This is a genomic window from Belliella buryatensis, assembly GCF_900188245.1.
GTDB classification, from domain to species: Bacteria; Bacteroidota; Bacteroidia; order Cytophagales; family Cyclobacteriaceae; genus Belliella; species Belliella buryatensis.
On sequence record NZ_FZOK01000002.1, the window covers coordinates 200,206 to 221,051 of the forward strand.

Sequence of the window (20,846 nt, forward strand, 5' to 3'; positions counted from 1 at the left end):
TTTAAACATTTTCAATAATTTGAAAATTATATTTTGAATTTTATTATAAAATATTGCTAAAATTTTTATAAAATAATTAATTACAGCGCTAAACGATTGTGTTTATCATAAAAAAACGATTAAAATATTGTAAGTATCGAAAATGGGCTTTAATATTGTATCGTTGATTGAAATTAAAAATAACCACATGTCACGTCTAGTCATCTTTATTGGATTCCTAATTCTCATTATTGGAAAGCAATGAGGCGCTAGACTATATCATTCACACAACCATATAAATCTAGGTGCCTCATCCAAGTGAGGCACTTTTTTTATAACCACCTATAAAGATAAACCTATTATACCCATGAGTTTGAAAAAATACAGTTGGGAAATCAGCCAAAATGAAGAGCATCCAGCAGGCAAGGCCATGTTGTATGCCACAGGAATGACTGATAAACAAATGAACCAACCCTTTGTGGGTGTTGCCAGTTGCGGCTATGAAAGTAATCCCTGCAATATGCACCTCAATAACTTCGCCGGTCTGATCAAAGATGCCACCAAGGCAGATGGTCTGACCGGTTTGGTTTTTAATACCATCGGGGTTTCTGATGGGATTTCTATGGGGACCTCTGGGATGCGTTACTCTCTGGTTTCTAGGGAGATTATTGCTGATTCTATCGAATCATTTATCCTTGGACATTCTTTTGATGCGTGTGTGGCAGTAGCTGGATGTGATAAGAATATGCCCGGGGCTGTGATGGGAATGTTACGTATCGACAGACCATCTATCATGGTCTATGGTGGCACCATTCGTTCAGGAAATTATAAAGGAGAGAAATTAAATATAGTCTCAGCATTTGAAGCTTACGGTAAGCGTGTCAAAGGTGAAATGAATGATGTCGATTATCAAGGTGTGATTCAAAATGCCTGCCCAGGTGCGGGTGCTTGTGGTGGTATGTACACTGCCAATACCATGTCTTCGGCTATTGAAGCCATGGGAATGTCTTTACCCTATTCCTCTTCTAGTCCTGCGGATAGCCCAGAAAAACTGAATGAATGCAAAGAGGCTTCGAAATACATCAAGATACTTTTAGAAAAAAACATCACTCCAAAAGATATTGTCACCCGAAAAAGCCTTGAGAATGCAGTAAGGGTTGTCATTGCTTTGGGTGGGAGTACAAATGCAACCTTACACCTCTTGGCAATCGCGAAAACTGCTGGGATTGATTTTACGCTGGATGATTTTAAGAAAATCAATGACGAAACACCTTTGCTTGGAGATTTCAAGCCATCAGGTAAATTTTTGATGGAGGATCTTTACGAGCAAGGAGGCCTTCCTGCATTTATGAAATACTTTTTGAACAATGGCCTTCTGCATGGAGACTGCATGACAGTTACAGGGAAAACTCTCGCAGAGAATCTAGCAGATATTGATCCAGTCGTTCCTTCTTTGGTCAATGTCATCCATCCGATCGAACAGCCGCTCAAAGCTTCAGGGCATTTGTGTGTTTTAAAGGGAAATTTAGCACCTGAGGGTTCTGTAGCCAAGATTTCTGGCAAGGAAGGTAAATCATTTACAGGTCCAGCAAGATGCTTTGATTCTGAGTTGGATGCGAATGAAGCTATTAAAAATAAGCAAGTTCAAAAAGGAGAAGTGATTGTGATCAGATTCATTGGTCCAAAAGGTGGTCCGGGCATGCCTGAAATGCTCAAGCCCACATCGATGATCATTGGTGCAGGACTTGGGTCTGACGTAGCCTTGATTACGGACGGTAGATTTTCTGGAGGGACACACGGCTTTGTCGTCGGCCATGTCACCCCAGAAGCCTACTTGGGTGGACCTATTGGTTTGCTGAAAGATGGCGATTTGATCACCATTGATGCTGATTCCTTGGAATTAAGCTGTAAGGTGTCTGAGGAAGAATTTACCGAAAGGAAAAAGTCTTGGAAAAACAAAGACTTGAGTGACTTACAAGGTACTTTGAAGAAATACAATCTATTGGTGTCAACAGCTTCAGAGGGCTGCGTGACAGATAAATAATCAATTCCAACACCATGATAAGAGGAGCAGATATTGTAGTGAGATCATTGATAGCAGAGAGTGTGCAGCACATATTTGGCTATCCAGGTGGTGCAATCATGCCAGTGTATGATGCACTATATGACTACCATGATCAGATCAAGCATGTACTGACACGTCACGAGCAAGGAGCGATCCACGCCGCACAGGGTTATGCTCGTGTATCAGGTAAAGTGGGTGTAGCCTTAGCTACATCAGGACCAGGAGCGACCAATCTGATCACAGGACTAGCAGATGCGATGATCGATAGTACTCCTTTAGTATGTATTACGGGTCAGGTAGCAGCACATCTTTTGGGTTCAGATGCATTTCAAGAGACTGATGTGGTAGGGATTTCTATGCCTGTCACCAAATGGAATATCCAAGTCCGAAGAGCTGAAGAAATTGCGCCTGCTATTGCTAAAGGCTTTCATATTGCAAGATCTGGTCGTCCAGGACCAGTATTAATTGATATCACAAAAAATGCCCAAATAGAGGCAGGGTTATTCAATTATGTACCATGTTTGAGTATTCGATCTTACAGACCACATTTCCCAGTAGATCCAAATGCGATAGCTCAAGCTGCTGCATTGATCAACCAAGCACAAAGACCTTATGTCCTTTTTGGTCAAGGGGTAATTATTGGGAAAGCCGAATTGGAGTTGAAAGCATTTTTGGACAAAACAGGTATTCCTGCAGCATCTACTTTACTAGGCTCGGGGGCATTGTCAGAAGATCATCCAGCATATGTTGGGAAGCTGGGTATGCATGGTAATTATGCACCTAATCTATTGACTAACCAATGCGATATCTTGATCGCCATAGGGATGAGGTTTGATGACCGGGTGACGGGTGATTTGAATAGGTACGCCAAGCAAGCTAAAGTAGTCCATCTAGAACTAGACCCTGCAGAGATCAATAAGAATGTCAAATGTGAAGTGCCTGTTTTGGGTGATTGTAGAGAAAGTTTGTCTCTTTTGATAGATGCTGTCCAAGATAATAACCACCCTGAGTGGTTGGGCAGATTCAGAGAGCTGGAGCTCTTAGAGCAAGAATCTGTAATCAATCATGACCTAGCACCGACCAAGACAGGCTTGACTATGGGTGAAGTCATTCGCTACATCAATCAATATAAAGCAGATGATGCAATCTTGGTGACGGATGTTGGCCAGCATCAGATGATCGCATGGAGATATTTTAATTATAAAAAAAGTAAGACACAAGTTACCTCAGGTGGATTGGGTACCATGGGATTCGCTTTGCCAGCAGCACTGGGCGCTCAGATGGCAGACTACAGCAAGCAGGTGATCTGTGTGGTTGGTGATGGTGGAATTCAAATGACCATCCAAGAGCTAGGTACTATCATGCAGACTAAAGCACCTGTTAAAGTTGTCTTGCTAAATAACAACTTCTTAGGTATGGTGAGACAATGGCAGCAGATGTTTTTTGATCGAAGGTATTCCTTCACCGAACTGGATAATCCGGACTTTATTAAGCTGGCTGATGCTTATGGAATCAAGGCTGTCAAGGTAGAAGAGCGAGGGGATTTAAGTGAGGCTGTGGCAGAGATGCTTTTACATAAAGGCCCATTTTTCTTAGAGGTAGTAGTAGAGAAAGAAGATAATGTGTTTCCAATGATTGCTACGGGTTGCTCTGTAGAAGAAGTGAGACTTAGTTAAATCCAGAATTTATGAATCGCTATACCATACTAATTTATACAGAGAATTTTATCGGTATCCTCAACAGGATCACGATAATTTTCACCAGAAGGGGGATCAATATTGATGCACTTACAGCTTCTGAAAGCCGCTTGGATGGAATCCATAAGATCACGATTGAGTGTGCTGTCACAGAAGAACAAATCATTCAATTGGTCAAGCAAATTGAGAAAATCACAGACGTGATCAAAGCGTATTATTTCATGGATACCGAAGTGGTCTATCAGGAAATAGCGCTATACAAACTTCCAATAGACAGCTTAGATGCGAGTTTGGAAAAAGTAATCAGACAATATAATGCCCATATTATCGCAGCTGAGAAGGAATTTGTGGTCATAGAATTTACAGGGCACAAAGAAGATACGCAGGCTTTGTTGGAAACACTCAAGCCTTACAATCTTCTTGAATTTTCTAGGTCAGGCCGTGTTGCCATTGCCAAGCCTAGATTTTCTGTATCGGAGTATTTAAATAATCAAACCTTATAAAACCAAAAACTATGAAACTGAAATTTGGATCAGTAGAAGAAAATGTAGTAACCAGAGAGGAATTTCCACTGGAGAAAGCTAGAGAAGTATTGAAGGATGAAGTGATCGCCGTATTGGGTTACGGAGTACAAGGTCCTGGTCAAGCATTGAACTTGAAAGATAATGGCTTCAATGTTATTGTAGGTCAAAGAAAAGATTCCAAGACTTGGGACAAAGCAGTCGCTGATGGTTGGGTTCCTGGAGAGACACTTTTCGAATTGGAAGAAGCTTGTGAAAAAGGTACAATTCTTCAATTCTTACTATCTGATGCAGGACAAATTGCACTTTGGCCTACAGTGAAAAAACACCTTACTCCTGGAAAAGCATTGTATTTTTCTCATGGTTTCGGCGTGACTTACAAAGAGAAAACAGGCATCGTTCCGCCAGCTGATGTTGATGTGATCTTGGTAGCTCCAAAAGGTTCTGGAACATCTTTGAGAAGAATGTTTGTAGAAGGTAGAGGGTTGAATTCTTCCTATGCAATCTTCCAAGATGGAACAGGAAAAGCAAAAGATAGAGTCGTAGCACTTGGAATCGGTGTTGGATCAGGGTACTTGTTTGAGACTGATTTTTACAGAGAAGTTACATCTGATTTGACAGGTGAAAGAGGGACTTTGATGGGGGCGATCCAAGGGATTTTTGCTGCACAATATGAAGTATTGAGAGCTAATGGACATACTCCTTCGGAGGCATTCAATGAAACTGTTGAAGAATTGACGCAGAGTTTGATGCCATTGGTGGCAGAAAATGGCATGGACTGGATGTATGCCAACTGCTCTACTACAGCACAAAGAGGAGCCTTGGATTGGTGGAAGCCTTTCAGAGATGCAACTAAGCCGGTATTTGAAGAGCTGTATGATTCTGTGAAAACAGGAAAAGAAGCACAAAAATCAATTGATTCAAATAGTAAATCTGATTACAGAGTAAAATTAGAAGCTGAATTGAAAGAATTGAGAGATTCTGAAATGTGGCAAGCTGGCGCAACCGTCAGAAAATTAAGACCCGAAAATAACTGATATTATGAGTGAAAAGCTATGGATATTCGATACCACCCTTCGTGATGGGGAACAGGTACCGGGTTGTCAATTGAACACCCGAGAAAAGATCGTGGTCGCTAAGGCATTAGAAGAACTGGGAGTTGATGTAATTGAAGCTGGATTTCCAATATCCAGTCCAGGTGACTTCAATTCAGTTGTAGAAATTTCCAAAGCTGTATCAAATCCCATTATCTGCGCCCTTTCCAGAGCAGTGGAAAAGGATATTGATGTAGCTGCTGAAGCACTGAAATACGCCAAAAAAGGAAGGATTCACACTGGAATCGGTGTGTCTCCTTTTCACATACAATACAAACTCAGATCTACGCCAGATGAAATCATTGAGCGGGCGGTCAGGGCGGTAAAATATGCCAAACGCTATGTAGAAGATGTGGAATTTTATGCAGAAGATGCAGGTCGTGCCGAAAAAGATTTTTTAGCCAGAATATTGGAACAAGTCATCAAAGCCGGTGCTACTGTAGTCAATATTCCAGATACCACAGGTTATTGTCTTCCGGAACAATACGGAGCAATCATCAGGCATCTAAAAGAAAATGTTTCCAACATTGACAAAGCAATCATTGCTACCCATTGCCACAATGATCTTGGTATGGCGACAGCCAACACCATTTCTGGTGTTCAGAATGGAGCAAGACAAGTGGAGGTAACGATCAATGGGATAGGCGAAAGAGCTGGAAATACTTCCATGGAAGAAGTAGTTATGGCAATCAAATGTCACCATGATATTCCAATCCACACCAACATCGTCACTCCGAAGATTTACGAGACCAGCAGGTTGATCTCCAAATTGATGAATATGCCTGTTCAGCCAAACAAGGCCATTGTAGGAAGAAATGCCTTTGCTCATTCATCAGGAATCCATCAGGATGGTGTGTTGAAGCACCGAGAGAATTATGAAATCATCGATCCTAAGGATGTTGGAGTTCATGAATCCTCTATCGTTTTGACAGCAAGAAGTGGAAGAGCTGCATTGAAACATCATTTGGATGCTTTGGGAGTGGTGTTGGAAGGTGAGGCCTTGAACGAAGTGTATGAAGAGTTTTTGGTTCTAGCGGATTCAAAAAGAGATATCACTCCAAAAGATCTACTTTCTTTGGTTGGAAAATATGTGGATGAATCTACTTTTATCGAATTGGAAAAAGTAAGTTACGAGTCTAATGGATCTATTAAAGCAAGTGTTACTCTGAAAGTCGGTGACAAAACTGAGCAAGCTTCTTCAAGTGGAAATGGCCCTGTAGATGCAGTGCTTAAATCTATCGAGAAAATCGTAAAGCCGGATATTGAGTTGGAAGAGTTTCTTATACAAGCTATTACGGCAGGAAGTGATGATGTAGCAAAAGTCCACATGAGAATCATGCAAGGAAAAATCCCTTACTATGGTTTTTCTTCCAATACAGATATCGTTGTCGCATCTGCGCAGGCATTTGTAGATGCTTTGAATAAAATACCCGTCAAAAATAAAGTGACAGTAGCTTAATTATGGAAAAGAAAACATTATTCGATAAAATTTGGGATGCACATGTGGTGAAATCTGTTCCTTCGGGACCTGATGTATTCTTCATTGATAAACATTTTATCCATGAAGTAACTAGCCCTGTTGCATTTTTGAATTTGGAAAAACGTGGCGTAGGTGTTCTTCATCCTCAAAGAACTGTGGGCACACCAGATCACAATGTGCCAACGGTGGATCAAGATAAGACCATCAAAGACAAGCTTTCAAGAATGCAAGTTGAAAAGCTTCGTGAAAACTGTAAGAAGCATGGCATTGAATTGCATGATTTAGGTTCTGCCCATCATGGAATTGTTCATGTGATTGGTCCAGAATTGGGGATTACGCAGCCTGGGATGACGATTGTTTGTGGTGATAGCCATACTTCTACCCATGGAGCTTTTGGAGCGATTGCTTTTGGTATTGGTACATCAGAAGTTGAAATGGTCTTGGCTACGCAATGTATCATGCAAAGCAAAGCCAAGAAAATGCGCATCACAGTTGATGGTGAATTGGGTGCAGGAGTGACTTCAAAAGATATAATTTTATACATCATCGCTAAAATCTCAGCGGCGGGCGCAACGGGTTATTTCGTGGAATATGCTGGCTCGGCAATCGAAAGCCTTAGCATGGAAGCAAGGATGACTATCTGTAATATGAGTATAGAAATGGGTGCGAGAGGTGGTCTAATTGCCCCTGACGAAACCACTTTTAATTACCTAAAAGGAAAGCAATATGCTCCAAAAGGAGAAGAATGGGAAAAGACAGTTGCTTATTGGAAGTCGCTGAAAACGGACGATGAAGCTGTTTTTGATAAAGAATATCATTTTGATGCCGCCGATATTGAACCCATGATTACTTATGGTACCAATCCTGGGATGGGTATCAAAGTCAAAGGAAATATACCAAGCACTGAAGGTATGGAAGGAAGCAACAAATCTTCCTACTTGAAGTCATTGGATTACATGGGTTTTGTGCCAGGTGAGGCGATCCAAGGGAAGAAGGTTGACTTTGTTTTTGTAGGAAGCTGTACCAATGGCCGAATCGAAGATATCCGATCAGTTGCCAATTATGTGAAGGGTAAGAAAAAGGCGGATAACATCACCGCTTGGATTGTACCGGGTTCGAGAGAAGTTGAAAAAATGGCACATGAAGAAGGCTTAGTGAAAATCTTAGAAGAAGCAGGATTTGAGTTGAGACAACCAGGATGCTCTGCTTGTTTGGCGATGAATGATGATAAGATTCCTTCTGGAAAATACGCTGTCTCCACTTCAAACAGAAACTTTGAAGGCAGACAAGGGCCAGGAGCCAGAACTATGCTCGCGAGTCCATTGACTGTGGCAGCTGTGGCTGTCAAAGGTGAGATATGTGACCCTAGAGAGATCTTTTAATTCTTAAAAAAGAAAAAAATGGCTTACGATAAATTTAATGTATTGACTTCAACAGTCGTCCCGCTTCCAAACGAAAACGTGGATACAGATCAAATCATCCCTGCAAGATTCTTGAAAGCAACTGAGCGGGAAGGTTTCGGAGACAATCTTTTCAGAGATTGGAGATATGATGTAGAGGGCAATCCAAAAAAGGATTTTGTATTGAATGACTCCACCTATTCTGGAAAAATTCTCCTCGCAGGTAGAAATTTTGGTTCTGGCTCGAGTAGGGAGCATGCCGTTTGGGCATTGTATGATTATGGGTTCAGATGTGTGGTATCTAGCTTCTTTGCTGATATCTTCAAAAACAACTGTCTGAACATCGGAGTACTTCCAGTGACTATCAGCCCAGAGTTTGCAGACGTATTGTTTGCAGCAGTTGAAGCTGATCCAAGGACAGAAGTAGAAGTGGATATAGATACACAAAAAATAACTCTATTGAGCACAGGTCAATCAGAATCTTTTGATATCAATGCCTACAAAAAAGAGAACATGAAAAATGGCTTTGATGACATAGACTACCTTTTGAATTTAAAAGAAGAGATAGAGGAGTTTGAGAAAGGAAGAAAATAAATTGAAAGGATGAAGGCTGAGGGATCAAGGATGAAAGATTCAAGAACCAAGACAGAGGATATCAATGGAGGAAGGGAAAAGGAAAAAGAGGTGAATTCAAATCTTTTATCATATTTCGATATGATATTTCGATTAGAAAAAAACAACCCCGAAGGGGTTAAACTATGATTAACCCCGGGTTGCAACCCGGGGATTAAGATGATTTCATCGGACAACAACCCCGAAGTGGGTTGAATTTGAAATGCTTGTAAATAGAAAAAAATAACATCAATCAATTCAAAATATCTAAAATCAAAATTTCATCCCTCAAACTTCATCCTTCCTCCTTTCAAAATCTAAAATCTACCCTCTACAATCTAAAATCACATGGGAACACACCGTAAAATAGAAATCATGGATACCACACTGAGGGATGGAGAACAGACCTCGGGCGTGTCCTTTTTACCTTCTGAAAAGCTTCAGATAGCCAAGTTGCTATTGGAGGAAATGAAGGTGGATAGGATCGAAGTGGCGTCGGCAAGGGTTTCTCAGGGTGAGATGGAAGGTGTCAAGAAAATCACCCAATGGGCTGCCGAAAAAGGCTATTCCGACAGGGTTGAAGTACTTGGTTTTGTGGATACACCAGCTTCTGTAGATTGGTTGGTGGAGGCTGGAGCAAAAGTCATGAATTTATTGACCAAAGGTTCTCTCAATCACCTGACCCATCAACTCAAAAAGACTCCCGAACAACATTTTGAGGATATCCATACTTGTGTAAAATATGCTAGAAGCAAAGGGATCACAGTCAATGTTTACTTAGAAGATTGGAGTAATGGGATGCGTAATTCTATGGATTACACCATGGAACTGATCGGATTTTTGAATGAAATCCGAGTGCGAAGAATTATGCTTCCAGATACCTTGGGACTTTTGCATCCCAGAGAAGTTTCCCATTTTGTGAAATTAATCACAACCGAATTTCCGGATTGCCATTTTGATTTTCATGCACACAATGACTATGACCTTTCTATTGCGAATGTGCTTGAGGCGATTTATAATGGCATTGCAGGAATTCATACTACTGTCAATGGACTTGGAGAGCGAGCTGGAAATGCGCCTTTGGAGTCAGTGACAGCTGTGCTTAAAGATTTCACGGATTACAAAATCAGTCTCAATGAAAGCAAAATCTACCGTGTCAGCAAGTTGGTGGAGCAGTTTTCTGGACAACATATTCCTGCCAATAAGCCCGTGGTCGGGGAAAATGTATTTACACAAACTGCAGGAATTCATGCGGATGGGGACAACAAAAAGAACCTTTATTTCAATGACTTGCTTCCAGAGAGATTTGGGAGACAAAGAAAATATGCGCTTGGAAAAACTTCCGGGAAAGCCAATATTCTCAAAAACCTACAAGAATTGGGGATATCGCTTGAGCAGGATGAATTAACCAAAGTGACGCAAAAGATCATCGAGCTTGGCGACAAAAAAGAACGGGTGACCACAGAGGATTTGCCTTATATTATTTCCGATGTATTGCAGAATAATTCGATTACGAAGAATATCTTTATCGAAGGCTACCACATGACCCACTCAAAGGGATTGAAACCAACCGTGCAACTGAAACTCAGCATCCATGGAAAATCCTTCGAAGAATCTTCTTCTGGAGATGGTCAATATGATGCGTTTATGCGCGCTTTGGTGAAAATTTACAAGTCGCAGGGATTCCAGCTTCCCAAATTGACGGACTACCATGTCTCCATTCCTCCAGGAGGAAAAACAGACGCTTTTGTGGAAACAGTCATCACTTGGGATTTTGGGAAAATCTTCAAAACCAAAGGATTGGATTCCGATCAGACTGTAGCTGCGATGATGGCGACCGAAAAAATGTTGAATATTATAGATAAAATGGATGCAAGGGCTTCTGATAAAGTGAAATTTCAGGAGCTGAAAAATCAAAACCCAGAACAAGACAAAGAGAATTTCTATGGAAATGAATATAGCACTACTGCCAGGTGATGGCATAGGACCTGAGGTAATTGCTCAGGCAGTAAAAGTGGTCAAAGCTGTTGGAAAGAAGTTTGGCCATACGATCAATTTCGAAGAAGCGGCTGTTGGGGCTGCTGCAATAGACTTGACAGGAAATCCTTACCCGGACGCAACCCATGAAGTTTGCTTAAGAGCAGATGCGGTGCTTTTTGGAGCTATCGGAGATCCTAAATATGACAATGATCCCAAAGCTAAAGTAAGACCAGAACAAGGTCTTTTGGAAATGAGGAAAAAATTGGGACTCTTTGCCAATATCCGACCGACATTTACTTTTCCTTCCCTGATTCACAAATCTCCTTTGAAGCTAGAAAGAGTCGAAGGAGTAGATTTTGTTTTCTTCAGAGAACTGACTGGCGGAATTTATTTTGGTGAGCCAAGAGGAAGAAACGAGCAAGGAACAAAGGCATTTGATACCAATGTCTACACCAAAGAAGAAATCACGAGACTGGCTCGAATGGGTTTCGAAGCTGCACAAAAAAGAAGAAAATTGCTTACATGTGTGGACAAAGCCAACGTCTTGGCTACTTCTAGATTGTGGAGGGAAACGGTGCAAGAACTTGCTCCAGAATACCCTGATGTCAAAGTAGAATATGAATTTGTGGATGCGGTGGCGATGCGCTTGATCCAATGGCCAAAAGCTTACGATGTTTTGATCACAGAGAATCTTTTTGGAGATATTTTGACTGACGAAGCTTCTGTGATTTCAGGATCTATGGGCTTGATGCCATCAGCCTCTGTTGGGATAGAAAATAAATTGTTTGAGCCAATTCACGGTTCCTATCCACAAGCAGCAGGCAAAGACATCGCCAATCCATTGGCTACGGTGCTATCAGCAGCGATGATGTTTGAGTACGCTTTTGATATGAAAGCAGAAGCCCAAGCCATTTCAGATGTAGTGAATAAATCTCTTTCAGAAGGAATCGTAACCGAAGATATCGCCGAAGGTGCCAAAGCCTACAAGACCTCCGAAGTTGGAGATTGGTTGGCGGAGAATGTTTGAGACACGCTCTTACATAAATTAGTGAAGTAAGCTTTCCCAAAATTTTAAAATTTTGGGAAAGCTTTTTTTAAATAACATACTTTTTTCATGTAAATTATTGTTTTTAGATAAAAATTTTTTTTCTCTTCAAAATGTCGATCAACTTTTTTTATTTGAGTTTGAATGGTGATAAATCATAAAGATTCTATATAAATCATGTTTTAATCTAGATAATTCCTTGAAAAATTTATAACTAAAAATTTGCTTCTTTCTTTAAAACGACTTTTTTGGCAGCCAAAACTATAAAGGCTTAAATTTATCTTTAACTTAAATCATTAAAATAATAAAGATGATTAATTCTCTAATAAAAAAAACATTTTCTAAAAATCTATTTGTTTTTGTAATCCTACTTATTGCTATAGTTTTCTCTTCTTGTTCAGGTTCTAATTCCAAAGAAGATAGCTTATTTCAAAATGAATTTGAAAAAGAAATACAAATTGATACGCTTTTTTTCTCAGTCCCTCAAAGCTCTCAATTGGGTAGTTTTTTTATAAATGACAAGAATCTTTATTATGTCGATCAACTATTTGGTATCATAGAACAGTTCGATGAAAATGGAAATCAAATTCGTCGTTGTCTTCAAGTAATGAATGGACCAGAAGAACTGATGTCGATTACAGAAGTAATTCCTTATCCATCTGGGTTTATCGTCCGCAGTGATTGGCAATTTTATTTTTATGATAAAGACTGGAACTACCAACGAAAATTTATGATGGATACTGATGATGGAGTTCCATTTGATGATTTGGTAAATAATCCAAAACCATCATATACAGCAATGTATGAATTGCAGAATTATGATCAGAAGACTACATACTTTGATGGACAACTTTTGGTCAAATTAGATGTAGAACATCCAAAGTTCAATGCATTCTCGACGAGAGCGTACTACAAAGAAGCTTCGATTTTTGGATTTATTAATATAAATACTGGAAAACTAAAATTGATCGATCTTGCAAGACCCGATTCTTATGATGCCTATTCATTTATTCCATTTCATATCTTTTTTGATTACCATATCGGACAACGAGAGATTTTCACAACCTTCGAATCTGATCCTTTGATTTACAAATATGATTTGAATTTTGAATTACAAGATTCATTTGGGGAGACTGGGAAGGAGATGTTGACATCCTACCCACAAACTGATAGAATTGAAGCTGCTTTTGACAATAGTTTGTTTTCGGATAGTAGAAACAAAGATGGTTTCTACAAAAACATCTTTGTTGATAAAGACTTCATTTTTAGAACTTACAGGCAAGGAACCAAAGGTGAAAGTTATTCTGAATTAAAAAATCCTTTAAGGCTTCAGATTTATTCTCAGAAGCAGTTGGTTCAAGATATTGCTTTGCCAAACAGGTTTAAAATTTTGGGTAAAATAGGAGATACTTATTTTGCTGATGGTTATTTCAACGAGCAGGAGGAAAAACAAGGGCTATTTACTATTAAGATGGAATGAAAAAATCTATTCAAATTTATTTTATTGCGATATTTTTTGGCCTTCAATTTCATCATTTAGATGCGCAAGTAGTTCGTGGTAAGGTCGTCGATTCCAAAACAGGGGATGCTGTCCCTTATGTGAATATATTTTTGGAAAATTATGCTAAGGGAACAGTCACCAATGCGGAAGGTGAATTTAATTTTCGGTTGCCGGAAAATATTTCTAAAACAGACACTTTAGCTTTTTCACATGTAGGATATAGTCGGTATAGACTATCTGTTAGAGAAGCTATTTCGAAAGAGAAATTAATGGTTACTCTTCAATTTGGTGATCAAGAACTGATGGAGGCTTTAGTAACTACGCTTGATCCAAAGAAAATCATGAAAAAGATGCAGGATAATCTAACTTCCAATATGTATTCTGACGCTTATGAAGTAGAGATTTTTGGGAGAGAATATATTCAAGATCAAAATGATTATCAGGGAATAGCTAGGGCAAGGGGATTCTTACATGTAGAGCCATTTGACTTGAAACAATCAAAAAAGAATGCAAATAGTTATCATTTTTTAGCTTTTGATCATGTCCAAAAGTCAGATTATGGAATTATAAATAATAGGACTGGTCGCATTAGAAGTAGTCAATTTTTAGTGTCTTATTCAAATATGATTTTTGAAATTTGGGATTTTAAGTTGTCCTGGTTTGATTTTGAACTGCTTGGTCAAAAGATCATTGACGACCGGAAAGTGTATATTATTAAATCAATAACTCGGGGTTCTGGTATTTCAAATAAAGGTAGTAGATGGTTGCTTAGCCATTATGGCCTTCTTGAAGATGCTACTTTTTATATTGATCAAGAAGATTATGGTGTTCATATGATGGAACTGGGTCAAAAATATACTGGAAATATCGAAACCAATAAATATATACTACATCAGTGGAAGAGGGATGAGAGAAATGCCATTGTGAAATTTAGAAGGAATGATGCTGGTTATTATTTTTTTTCATATGCTAATCAAAGTCAAAGGTATACATCCTTAGGCTATAAAACTGAAAAAAATCCTGGGACCAGAGAGGTTTATGAATTTGGAGAAGTTTATGCCATGGATTATGAATTTGTAGATCTTACCAATGAAGCATTAGCAATAAAATATAAAGCACCTGTGTTTGGAGAGAAGCCTATGAGACGAATTAGATATCCAGTTCCTTCATTAAATGGCTGGATGTTTTTAATGGGCGATCCTCGCTATAATCAAGATTTTTGGAAAACATATGAGTACCCACCGATGGCGAAGGAAAATGAAATTGAAAAAGCATTATCTAAAAATAAATCACTAGAGGAGCAATATAAAAGTTTCTCCAATGATCAAAGGTACTTGTTGCCGATAATTAGGAGAAAGTATAATTTGGAGGGGGTTGATTATTGGTCGGTGGAAAGAGTGCAAAATCAGTTTCAACAATCAGCTGCGACTTTAAATAAATATGGATATTTTAAATAATTGATTGGTTATGAAAAGTGTGGTATTACTTCTTTTTTTAGGGTTTGTATTTGTAACATCAGAATTTGAATTCAAAGATGGGAAGATCCATGATTTTGGAAAGGTGAAAGTGAATTCAGAGGTCACATATGATTTCGAATTTAAAAATACTTCCAAAGAGACGATAAGAATTTTGAATTTGACGACAACCTGCGGCTGCACGGTAGCTGATTATCCGAAAGAAGTAAAAGCAGGAGAAGTGGCCAAAATAAAAGCGAAATATAATTCAGGAGGTAGTCCTGGAGTTTTTAAAAAATATATTACAGTGTTTACAACTGGCAAGGAGGAGTTTATCAAGCTTACTATTCACGGCGAAGTTATTCTTTGAAATTCTAGATTATAGTTTTCTATTTTTTAACCTTACTTTTGTTTAGCTAAATTCCAATGCAATCAAGACCCTTCACCTACCTTTTTTATATCCAATACCTAGGCCTTCGCTATCACGGCTGGCAGAAGCAGCCTGGTTTGAAAACGATCCAAGGGAAATTGGAAAAGGTTTTTAGGTATGTTTTGGGACATGAAGATTTCACCATTCTGAGTGCAGGTAGGACAGACTCAGGTGTTTCTTGTCACCGAGGAGCTTTTGAGCTTTTTCACATAGCAGAGATTGACTTAGAGGATTTTATTAATCAAGTCAATGAAAATCTTCCAGATGATATCAGGTTGTTGGAGGGAAAGCGAGTGTCCTTAGATTTCAATATCATCCAAGATGTTATTGCGAAAGAATATCGATACTACTTTACAACAGGGGAAAAGTTTCATCCCTTTGCAGCTGGGAATTTGACATACTTTATAGGGCAACTTGATATTGATTCGATGAAAGCTGCTGCTGATATTTTTGTTGGTGAGCATGATTTCAGAAGATTCTGTGCCAAGCAAAAGCAATCTGATAACTATCGCAGACAGATTTTTGAGTCAGAGATATTAGAAGACAAACTGATTTTGGCGGATGGAACACAGCTAAAGAGATATTGCTATCGGGTAAAAGGAAAAGGTTTTCTGATGCATCAAGTCAGACTGATAATGGGGAGTTTACTGGAAATAGGAAAAGGAATTATTACCAAAGGGGATATTCAAGAAGCCTTAAAAAGCCAAGAGAAAAGTCCTTTGAGTGGGAAAGTTCCTGCGAACGGATTGGTGCTTTATGGGGTGGAGTTTGGATCTTAAAATCTTGGACTTCTTTTATTGTCTCTTACACTGAGTATTATTATATCGTCTTTTTCAATTTTAAAAAATAGACTTGTCTGTTTGTTAATTAAAGCTCGTCGAACTTTTAACGGGCCGAATTCTGGATAAATCAAGGGTGTTTCTCTTACAATTGAAATTGTTTTATCTAATTTTTCTAAAAATCTTAGAACCTGTTTTTGATACCACTTTTTATCTAAGTAATCAATAACTTCTGATAAGCTAATTTCTGCTTCCTCTGTCCAGACTACTTTGTAATTCATTTTTTATATTTTGCTTTAAGTTCTTCCATGACTACATCATGGGGTCTTACCCTTTCTTGTTCGTAATCATTTACTCCTCGTTCGATGGAGGTTTTGGTTTCATCATCTAAAGAGTACCAAAAATCTTCTTCATCTTCAAAAAGTAGGTCTCTAATCTGACTTAAAACTTGTTCATTATCAGTTGACATGATTTTTTCTATAAGAGTATATTTCAGTAATTTATCCATGTTGAAATTTACGATTATTTCTCCAAATAAGAAAAGCTACACAAAAGGGGCTTTAGCTCTACAATCTTCGTAGAAAATCGAATGTAATTTAATTCATTGAAGGGGCGTAGCCCTGACATCTTTTTGGCCCATCAAAGAATGGTTTTTTAGCAAAGAATAGATTACAGGGCTACGCCCCTTGTTTCACCAGAATTCAAATTTTCTACGAAGATATATGGGCTATGCCCCTAGTTCTAAATAGAAATGGTTTCTTATTAAAGCCCAAATAATAAAAGCTACCCAAAAGGGGCTTTAGCTCTGCAATCTTCCTAGAAAAACAAATGAAATTTATTCATTGTAGGGGCGTAGCCCTGACATCTATTTGGTCCATCAAAGAATGATTTTTTAGCAAAGAATAGATTACAGGGCTACGCCCCTTGTTTCACCAGAATTCAAATTTTCTACGAAGATATATGGGCTACGTCCCTAGTTTTAGATAGAAATGATTTATAAAGATTTTACTCCAAAAAAATAAAAGCTGCCCTTTTGGACAGCTTTCTGATTTATTTGATGCTGAATGGCATACTTACTTTGACCTGATCCCAGCTGAGAGAGATGGCTCCTTCAGTGTCTGAGACTTTTTCCACTTCGTAGGTTAGTCGCTGCACTTCATCGTCTAGATCGATTGGCTTGACGCTTACCCTTACCAAATCATCTGCTTCATCATATTCGTCTGCTAGATGCTGGTCATAATGCTTATTGATAATCAATGTCCATTCCTCTCTTCCAGGGATGGTAAAGAATCCATACATCCCAGCAGGTACCTCGACTTCATTGATTACTACATCTTCTGAAAATGTTACTGCTGTAGCCCAATGCGAACCACTGACCCATACTTGATCATAAGAAACCAAGCCATTCCAGATTACACGTCCCCTTTTTCCTGGAGAACCATAATTGATCGTGACAGTAGCATCACCAATGGAGCCAATAGCTTCTCTTCTTGCACTGCCTTTGAAGGTATCTTCTATCAAGCCAGCATTGACGCTGTCGGCATAAGCTACTTTCTCCAAGAGATGCTCTTTCTCCAAGTTAGAAAGCTCTTCAGTTTCTGCTTCAAGGGTGACTTCAGTAGTTTCCTTATTTTCACCACCACAAGAGAATAGTAAAGTGGCGGAAAGTATGGTAATGAGTGTTTTTTTCATGTTACTTTAAATGATATATGCTTCGCGATATATGGTAGAAATATGCCTTCGGCGATATATTTGGTATAAGTGTGAATTGAAATCCAATTGCAAGGACTTTTCCCAAGTGTAGGAATTAGACTTTTCTGATAGGCTTTCATCTCAGGTACTTACCGCAATCTCGACTAATTTTACGCAACCTTTTAACTTTCCTACTTTAAAACCTTCCAACTCTAACCCCCACTGACTTTCGGGACTAATCTTTCAATCTTCCATTCCGCCACGGCGGACAAGTTCTTTCAATCTTCTATGGAAGGAATGTTAATTCAATATGTATATCCTCTTTCGCACCAGTAACCATATTTTATTACGCACACACCTTAAATTCAGATGTTGTCGACTGTCGACCGTCGTCCGTTGACGATTATCCGCTTGATCCTTTCGTTTTATTGAATTACTGGTGTCATTGCGAATAATCATATAATTCAATTTAAAAGCTGCTATGCGCAACTTTTTAACCTTCCAACCTTTCAACGATTCCACCTCACTCCCCTGTCAATCCTTCCATCAAATCCTCAGAGATTCCGGTGAAGGAGTAACCCCCATCATGGAATAGGTTCTGCATGGTCACATATCTAGTCAAATCGGAGAACATGGTGATGATGTAATCAGCACAAGCTTCTGCTGAGGCATTGCCCAGTGGAGACATCTTGTCTGCAAAGTTGTAGAAGGTATCAAAACCTCCGATTCCTGTTCCAGCTGTTGTTTTGGTTGGAGATTGAGAGATGGTGTTGACTCTTACTTTTTTCAACTTGCCATATCTGTAGCCATATCCTCTAGCGATGCTTTCCAATAGTGCCTTGGCATCTGCCATATCTGTATAGAAAGGATATACTCTCTGTGCTGCGATATAAGAAAGCCCCATGATAGAACCCCACTCATTCATGATGTCCATCTTCTCAGCTACGTGCATCATCTTGTGAAAAGAAATAGCTGACACATCATAAGACTTCATGGCCCAATCATAATTTAGGTCGCCATAAGATCTGCCTTTTCGGATATTAGGAGACATCCCGATAGAATGTAATAAAAAGTCAAAATTTCCGCCCAAGTATTCCTTGGCTTCAGTATAAAGTTTCTCTAAGTCTTCCAAAGAAGTGGCATCAGCAGGAATAACGATGGTGTTGCATTCTTGTGCAAGCTCATTGATGGCACCCATTCTCATGGCTATGGGAGCGTTGGTCAGGACAAACTTAGCGCCTTGTTCTTTGGCTTTGAGGGCTGTTTTCCAGGCGATTGAGTTTTCGTCTAAAGCTCCAGTGATGATACCGACTTTTCCTTTTAGTAAGTTCTCAGGCATAGTATAGATGTGTTTTAGTTCAATTTTGATGGGTAAAAATACAGAAAAAATTTAGATCATTGTGGATTTAGCCTTGCAAGCCCTTTTTCTATGACCTCGTTGAATTCTTAGATTTTCAATAAATCCTTTGCACTTTCGATCGCACTGTTGCTTGGATTGGCGCCAGCGATCATTTTGGCAATTTCTTGAATTCTTTCTTCTGCCGTTAGCGGCTTCACTTTGGAGATGGTTCTCGCAGTACTATTGTCTTTGTAGACAAAGTAATGTTGCTCTCCTTTGGCAGCTACTTGCGGGAGGTGGCTGATACAGATGACTTGGTGTTTTTGGGAAATTTCCTGCATCATACGTACCATTTGCAAGGCTACTTCTCCTGATACACCTGTATCGATTTCGTCAAAAATCAACGTTGGCAAGGCCATTTTGTCCGCCATGATGTATTTGATGGCGAAGATCAATCTTGAGAATTCTCCTCCTGAGGCGACTTGCTTGAGGGCTTGGGGTTTTACGCCCTTATTTGCTGAGAATAGTAAGTCCACCTGATCCATGCCGCTTGGAGTAGGTGTGCTGCTCAGCTGAGATAATACGATGCTGGCGTTCTCCATGCCCAATTGCTGGAGAAGGCCACTCAACTCTTTGGCGAATGGATCAAAAGCAGATTGCCTCTTGGCGCTAAGTACCTTCCCTGCTGCCAATACTTCTTGGTATAGTTGCGCTGATGTAGTGCGGAGTCTTTCTAATTCCTCGTCCAGGTGATCTAATTGGAAGGCCTTATCGGCCAGTGTTTTCTCCAGCTTCATCAATGCTTCCACTGAATCTAAGGCATGCTTTTGTTGGAGTTGGTAGATTTTGCTGAGACGCTCTCTAGTGGTTTCAAGTTTTTCGAAGTCAACTTCTATTTTGCTGTATTCGTCCTCAAGTCCATCAGCGATATCTTTGAGCTCGATCAAGGCTGTTTGGAATCGCTCTCTATAAGTATCAAATTTTTGTGCAAGTCTACCTAGTTGTTGCAGAGCGCTATTGGCTTGGCTCAGTATATTGATCCCGCCAAACTGATCGTCTTGCAGTTGGTGGAGGATTTCATGGATTTTGCTTTTGATTTCCTCAGCATTTTCCAATATTTCTTGTTCAGACTCTAAGTCTGCTTGCTCTCCTGCTTGCAGGCCAAGGTTGGAGAGCTCCTCCAATTGAAACTGATTGAAGTCTGCTTCTTTTTTTAAGTCTTGTGCTTCGAGCAGGAGCTTTTCATAAGCCTTTTTGGCTTGCTGATGGGATTTGAATGCTTGGTGATACTGGGCAAGTTCTACTTGGGTGCCAGCATATGCATCTATCAAGTTCAATTGATAGCCACCATCACCTAGCTGTAAGCTGTCATGCTGCGAATGCACATCCATCAAGGCTTTACCTAGCTCTTTGAGGTTTTCCAGCCTAACAGGGGTGTCATTGATAAATGCCCGGGATTTGCCATTGGGGCTGATTTCTCTTCGGATGATGCAATTTTCCTCGTAGTCTAAGTCTTCGGCTTCAAAAAACTGCTGCAAGCCGTAAGATTTGATGTTGAATTCCCCTTCGACGATGCATTTTTTCTCTTCATCGAAGAGGGCTTTGGTGTCAGCTCGATTTCCCAGTAGCAACCCTACCGCCCCCAGCATGATTGACTTCCCTGCGCCAGTTTCCCCTGTGATCATATTGAGGGAGGCACAAGGCTTCATTTCCAAGCTTTGGATCAAGGCATAATTGTTAATGCTAAGGGATTTGAGCATAGAAGTTGGTCTTTATTG

At 39.6% G+C, this 20,846-nt stretch carries 18 protein-coding genes; 13 read left to right on the top strand and 5 right to left on the bottom strand.

From position 1 onward, the window contains the following. Nucleotides 1–346: 346 nt before the first annotated feature. The 13 genes from ilvD to truA all read left to right on the top strand — a co-directional run bounded on the left by ilvD (nucleotide 347) and on the right by truA (nucleotide 16,037). A complete protein-coding gene (ilvD, locus tag CHB66_RS02855; RefSeq protein ID WP_089237776.1) occupies nucleotides 347–2,023 on the top strand; it encodes a dihydroxy-acid dehydratase in 1,677 nt (558 codons plus the stop codon). A gap of 14 nt (nucleotides 2,024–2,037) precedes the next feature. Beyond that, nucleotides 2,038–3,720, top strand: a complete 1,683-nt coding sequence (gene ilvB / locus CHB66_RS02860) for a biosynthetic-type acetolactate synthase large subunit (RefSeq protein ID WP_089237778.1) — start codon at nucleotides 2,038–2,040, stop codon at nucleotides 3,718–3,720. Nucleotides 3,721–3,731: 11 nt separating this feature from the next. Then, nucleotides 3,732–4,244 carry an acetolactate synthase small subunit gene (gene ilvN, locus CHB66_RS02865; RefSeq protein WP_089237780.1) on the top strand — a complete coding sequence of 171 codons (513 nt, stop codon included), beginning with the start codon at nucleotides 3,732–3,734 and terminating at the stop codon, nucleotides 4,242–4,244. 11 nt (nucleotides 4,245–4,255) lie between these two features. After that, complete coding sequence (gene ilvC, locus CHB66_RS02870; protein ID WP_089237782.1) at nucleotides 4,256–5,299, top strand: ketol-acid reductoisomerase; 1,044 nt, start codon at nucleotides 4,256–4,258, stop codon at nucleotides 5,297–5,299. A 4-nt stretch (nucleotides 5,300–5,303) separates the two neighbouring features. After that, nucleotides 5,304–6,815: a 2-isopropylmalate synthase gene (locus tag CHB66_RS02875; RefSeq protein WP_089237784.1), complete on the top strand. Its 1,512-nt coding sequence runs from the start codon at nucleotides 5,304–5,306 to the stop codon at nucleotides 6,813–6,815. A gap of 2 nt (nucleotides 6,816–6,817) precedes the next feature. Next, nucleotides 6,818–8,218, top strand: a complete 1,401-nt coding sequence (gene leuC / locus CHB66_RS02880; RefSeq protein WP_089237786.1) for a 3-isopropylmalate dehydratase large subunit — start codon at nucleotides 6,818–6,820, stop codon at nucleotides 8,216–8,218. An 18-nt stretch (nucleotides 8,219–8,236) separates the two neighbouring features. After that, nucleotides 8,237–8,830, top strand: coding sequence for a 3-isopropylmalate dehydratase small subunit (gene leuD / locus CHB66_RS02885; protein ID WP_089237788.1), 594 nt, complete (start codon nucleotides 8,237–8,239; stop codon nucleotides 8,828–8,830). A gap of 366 nt (nucleotides 8,831–9,196) precedes the next feature. After that, the gene (locus CHB66_RS02890) at nucleotides 9,197–10,825 is read left to right on the top strand and encodes an alpha-isopropylmalate synthase regulatory domain-containing protein (RefSeq protein ID WP_089237790.1); all 1,629 of its coding nucleotides are present in this window, start codon (nucleotides 9,197–9,199) and stop codon (nucleotides 10,823–10,825) included. Continuing rightward, complete coding sequence (gene leuB / locus CHB66_RS02895; protein ID WP_089237792.1) at nucleotides 10,794–11,855, top strand: 3-isopropylmalate dehydrogenase; 1,062 nt, start codon at nucleotides 10,794–10,796, stop codon at nucleotides 11,853–11,855. Before CHB66_RS02890 ends, leuB begins: the two co-directional genes overlap by 32 nt. 328 nt (nucleotides 11,856–12,183) lie before the next feature. Further along, nucleotides 12,184–13,353 (top strand): hypothetical protein, encoded by a 1,170-nt coding sequence (locus tag CHB66_RS02900; protein WP_089237794.1) that lies wholly within the window; start codon nucleotides 12,184–12,186, stop codon nucleotides 13,351–13,353. Then, nucleotides 13,350–14,831: a carboxypeptidase-like regulatory domain-containing protein gene (locus CHB66_RS02905; protein WP_089237796.1), complete on the top strand. Its 1,482-nt coding sequence runs from the start codon at nucleotides 13,350–13,352 to the stop codon at nucleotides 14,829–14,831. Before CHB66_RS02900 ends, CHB66_RS02905 begins: the two co-directional genes overlap by 4 nt. 10 nt (nucleotides 14,832–14,841) lie before the next feature. Beyond that, complete coding sequence (locus CHB66_RS02910) at nucleotides 14,842–15,198, top strand: DUF1573 domain-containing protein (RefSeq protein ID WP_089237798.1); 357 nt, start codon at nucleotides 14,842–14,844, stop codon at nucleotides 15,196–15,198. A gap of 56 nt (nucleotides 15,199–15,254) precedes the next feature. After that, nucleotides 15,255–16,037, top strand: a complete 783-nt coding sequence (gene truA, locus CHB66_RS02915) for a tRNA pseudouridine(38-40) synthase TruA (protein WP_089237800.1) — start codon at nucleotides 15,255–15,257, stop codon at nucleotides 16,035–16,037. Here the strand turns inward: truA and CHB66_RS02920 are convergent. The 5 genes from CHB66_RS02920 to recN form a co-directional block, all read right to left on the bottom strand. Then, nucleotides 16,034–16,318 (bottom strand): type II toxin-antitoxin system RelE/ParE family toxin, encoded by a 285-nt coding sequence (locus tag CHB66_RS02920; RefSeq protein WP_089237802.1) that lies wholly within the window; start codon nucleotides 16,316–16,318, stop codon nucleotides 16,034–16,036. The genes truA and CHB66_RS02920 overlap by 4 nt on opposite strands. Next, the gene (locus tag CHB66_RS02925) at nucleotides 16,315–16,506 is read right to left on the bottom strand and encodes a hypothetical protein (RefSeq protein ID WP_141107357.1); all 192 of its coding nucleotides are present in this window, start codon (nucleotides 16,504–16,506) and stop codon (nucleotides 16,315–16,317) included. Before CHB66_RS02925 ends, CHB66_RS02920 begins: the two co-directional genes overlap by 4 nt. A gap of 581 nt (nucleotides 16,507–17,087) precedes the next feature. Next, nucleotides 17,088–17,729 carry a DUF2911 domain-containing protein gene (locus CHB66_RS02930; protein ID WP_089237806.1) on the bottom strand — a complete coding sequence of 214 codons (642 nt, stop codon included), beginning with the start codon at nucleotides 17,727–17,729 and terminating at the stop codon, nucleotides 17,088–17,090. 523 nt (nucleotides 17,730–18,252) lie between these two features. After that, nucleotides 18,253–19,068: an enoyl-ACP reductase FabI gene (locus tag CHB66_RS02935; protein ID WP_076500158.1), complete on the bottom strand. Its 816-nt coding sequence runs from the start codon at nucleotides 19,066–19,068 to the stop codon at nucleotides 18,253–18,255. A gap of 107 nt (nucleotides 19,069–19,175) precedes the next feature. Beyond that, a complete protein-coding gene (gene recN, locus CHB66_RS02940) occupies nucleotides 19,176–20,828 on the bottom strand; it encodes a DNA repair protein RecN (RefSeq protein ID WP_089237808.1) in 1,653 nt (550 codons plus the stop codon). Nucleotides 20,829–20,846 lie beyond the last annotated feature (18 nt).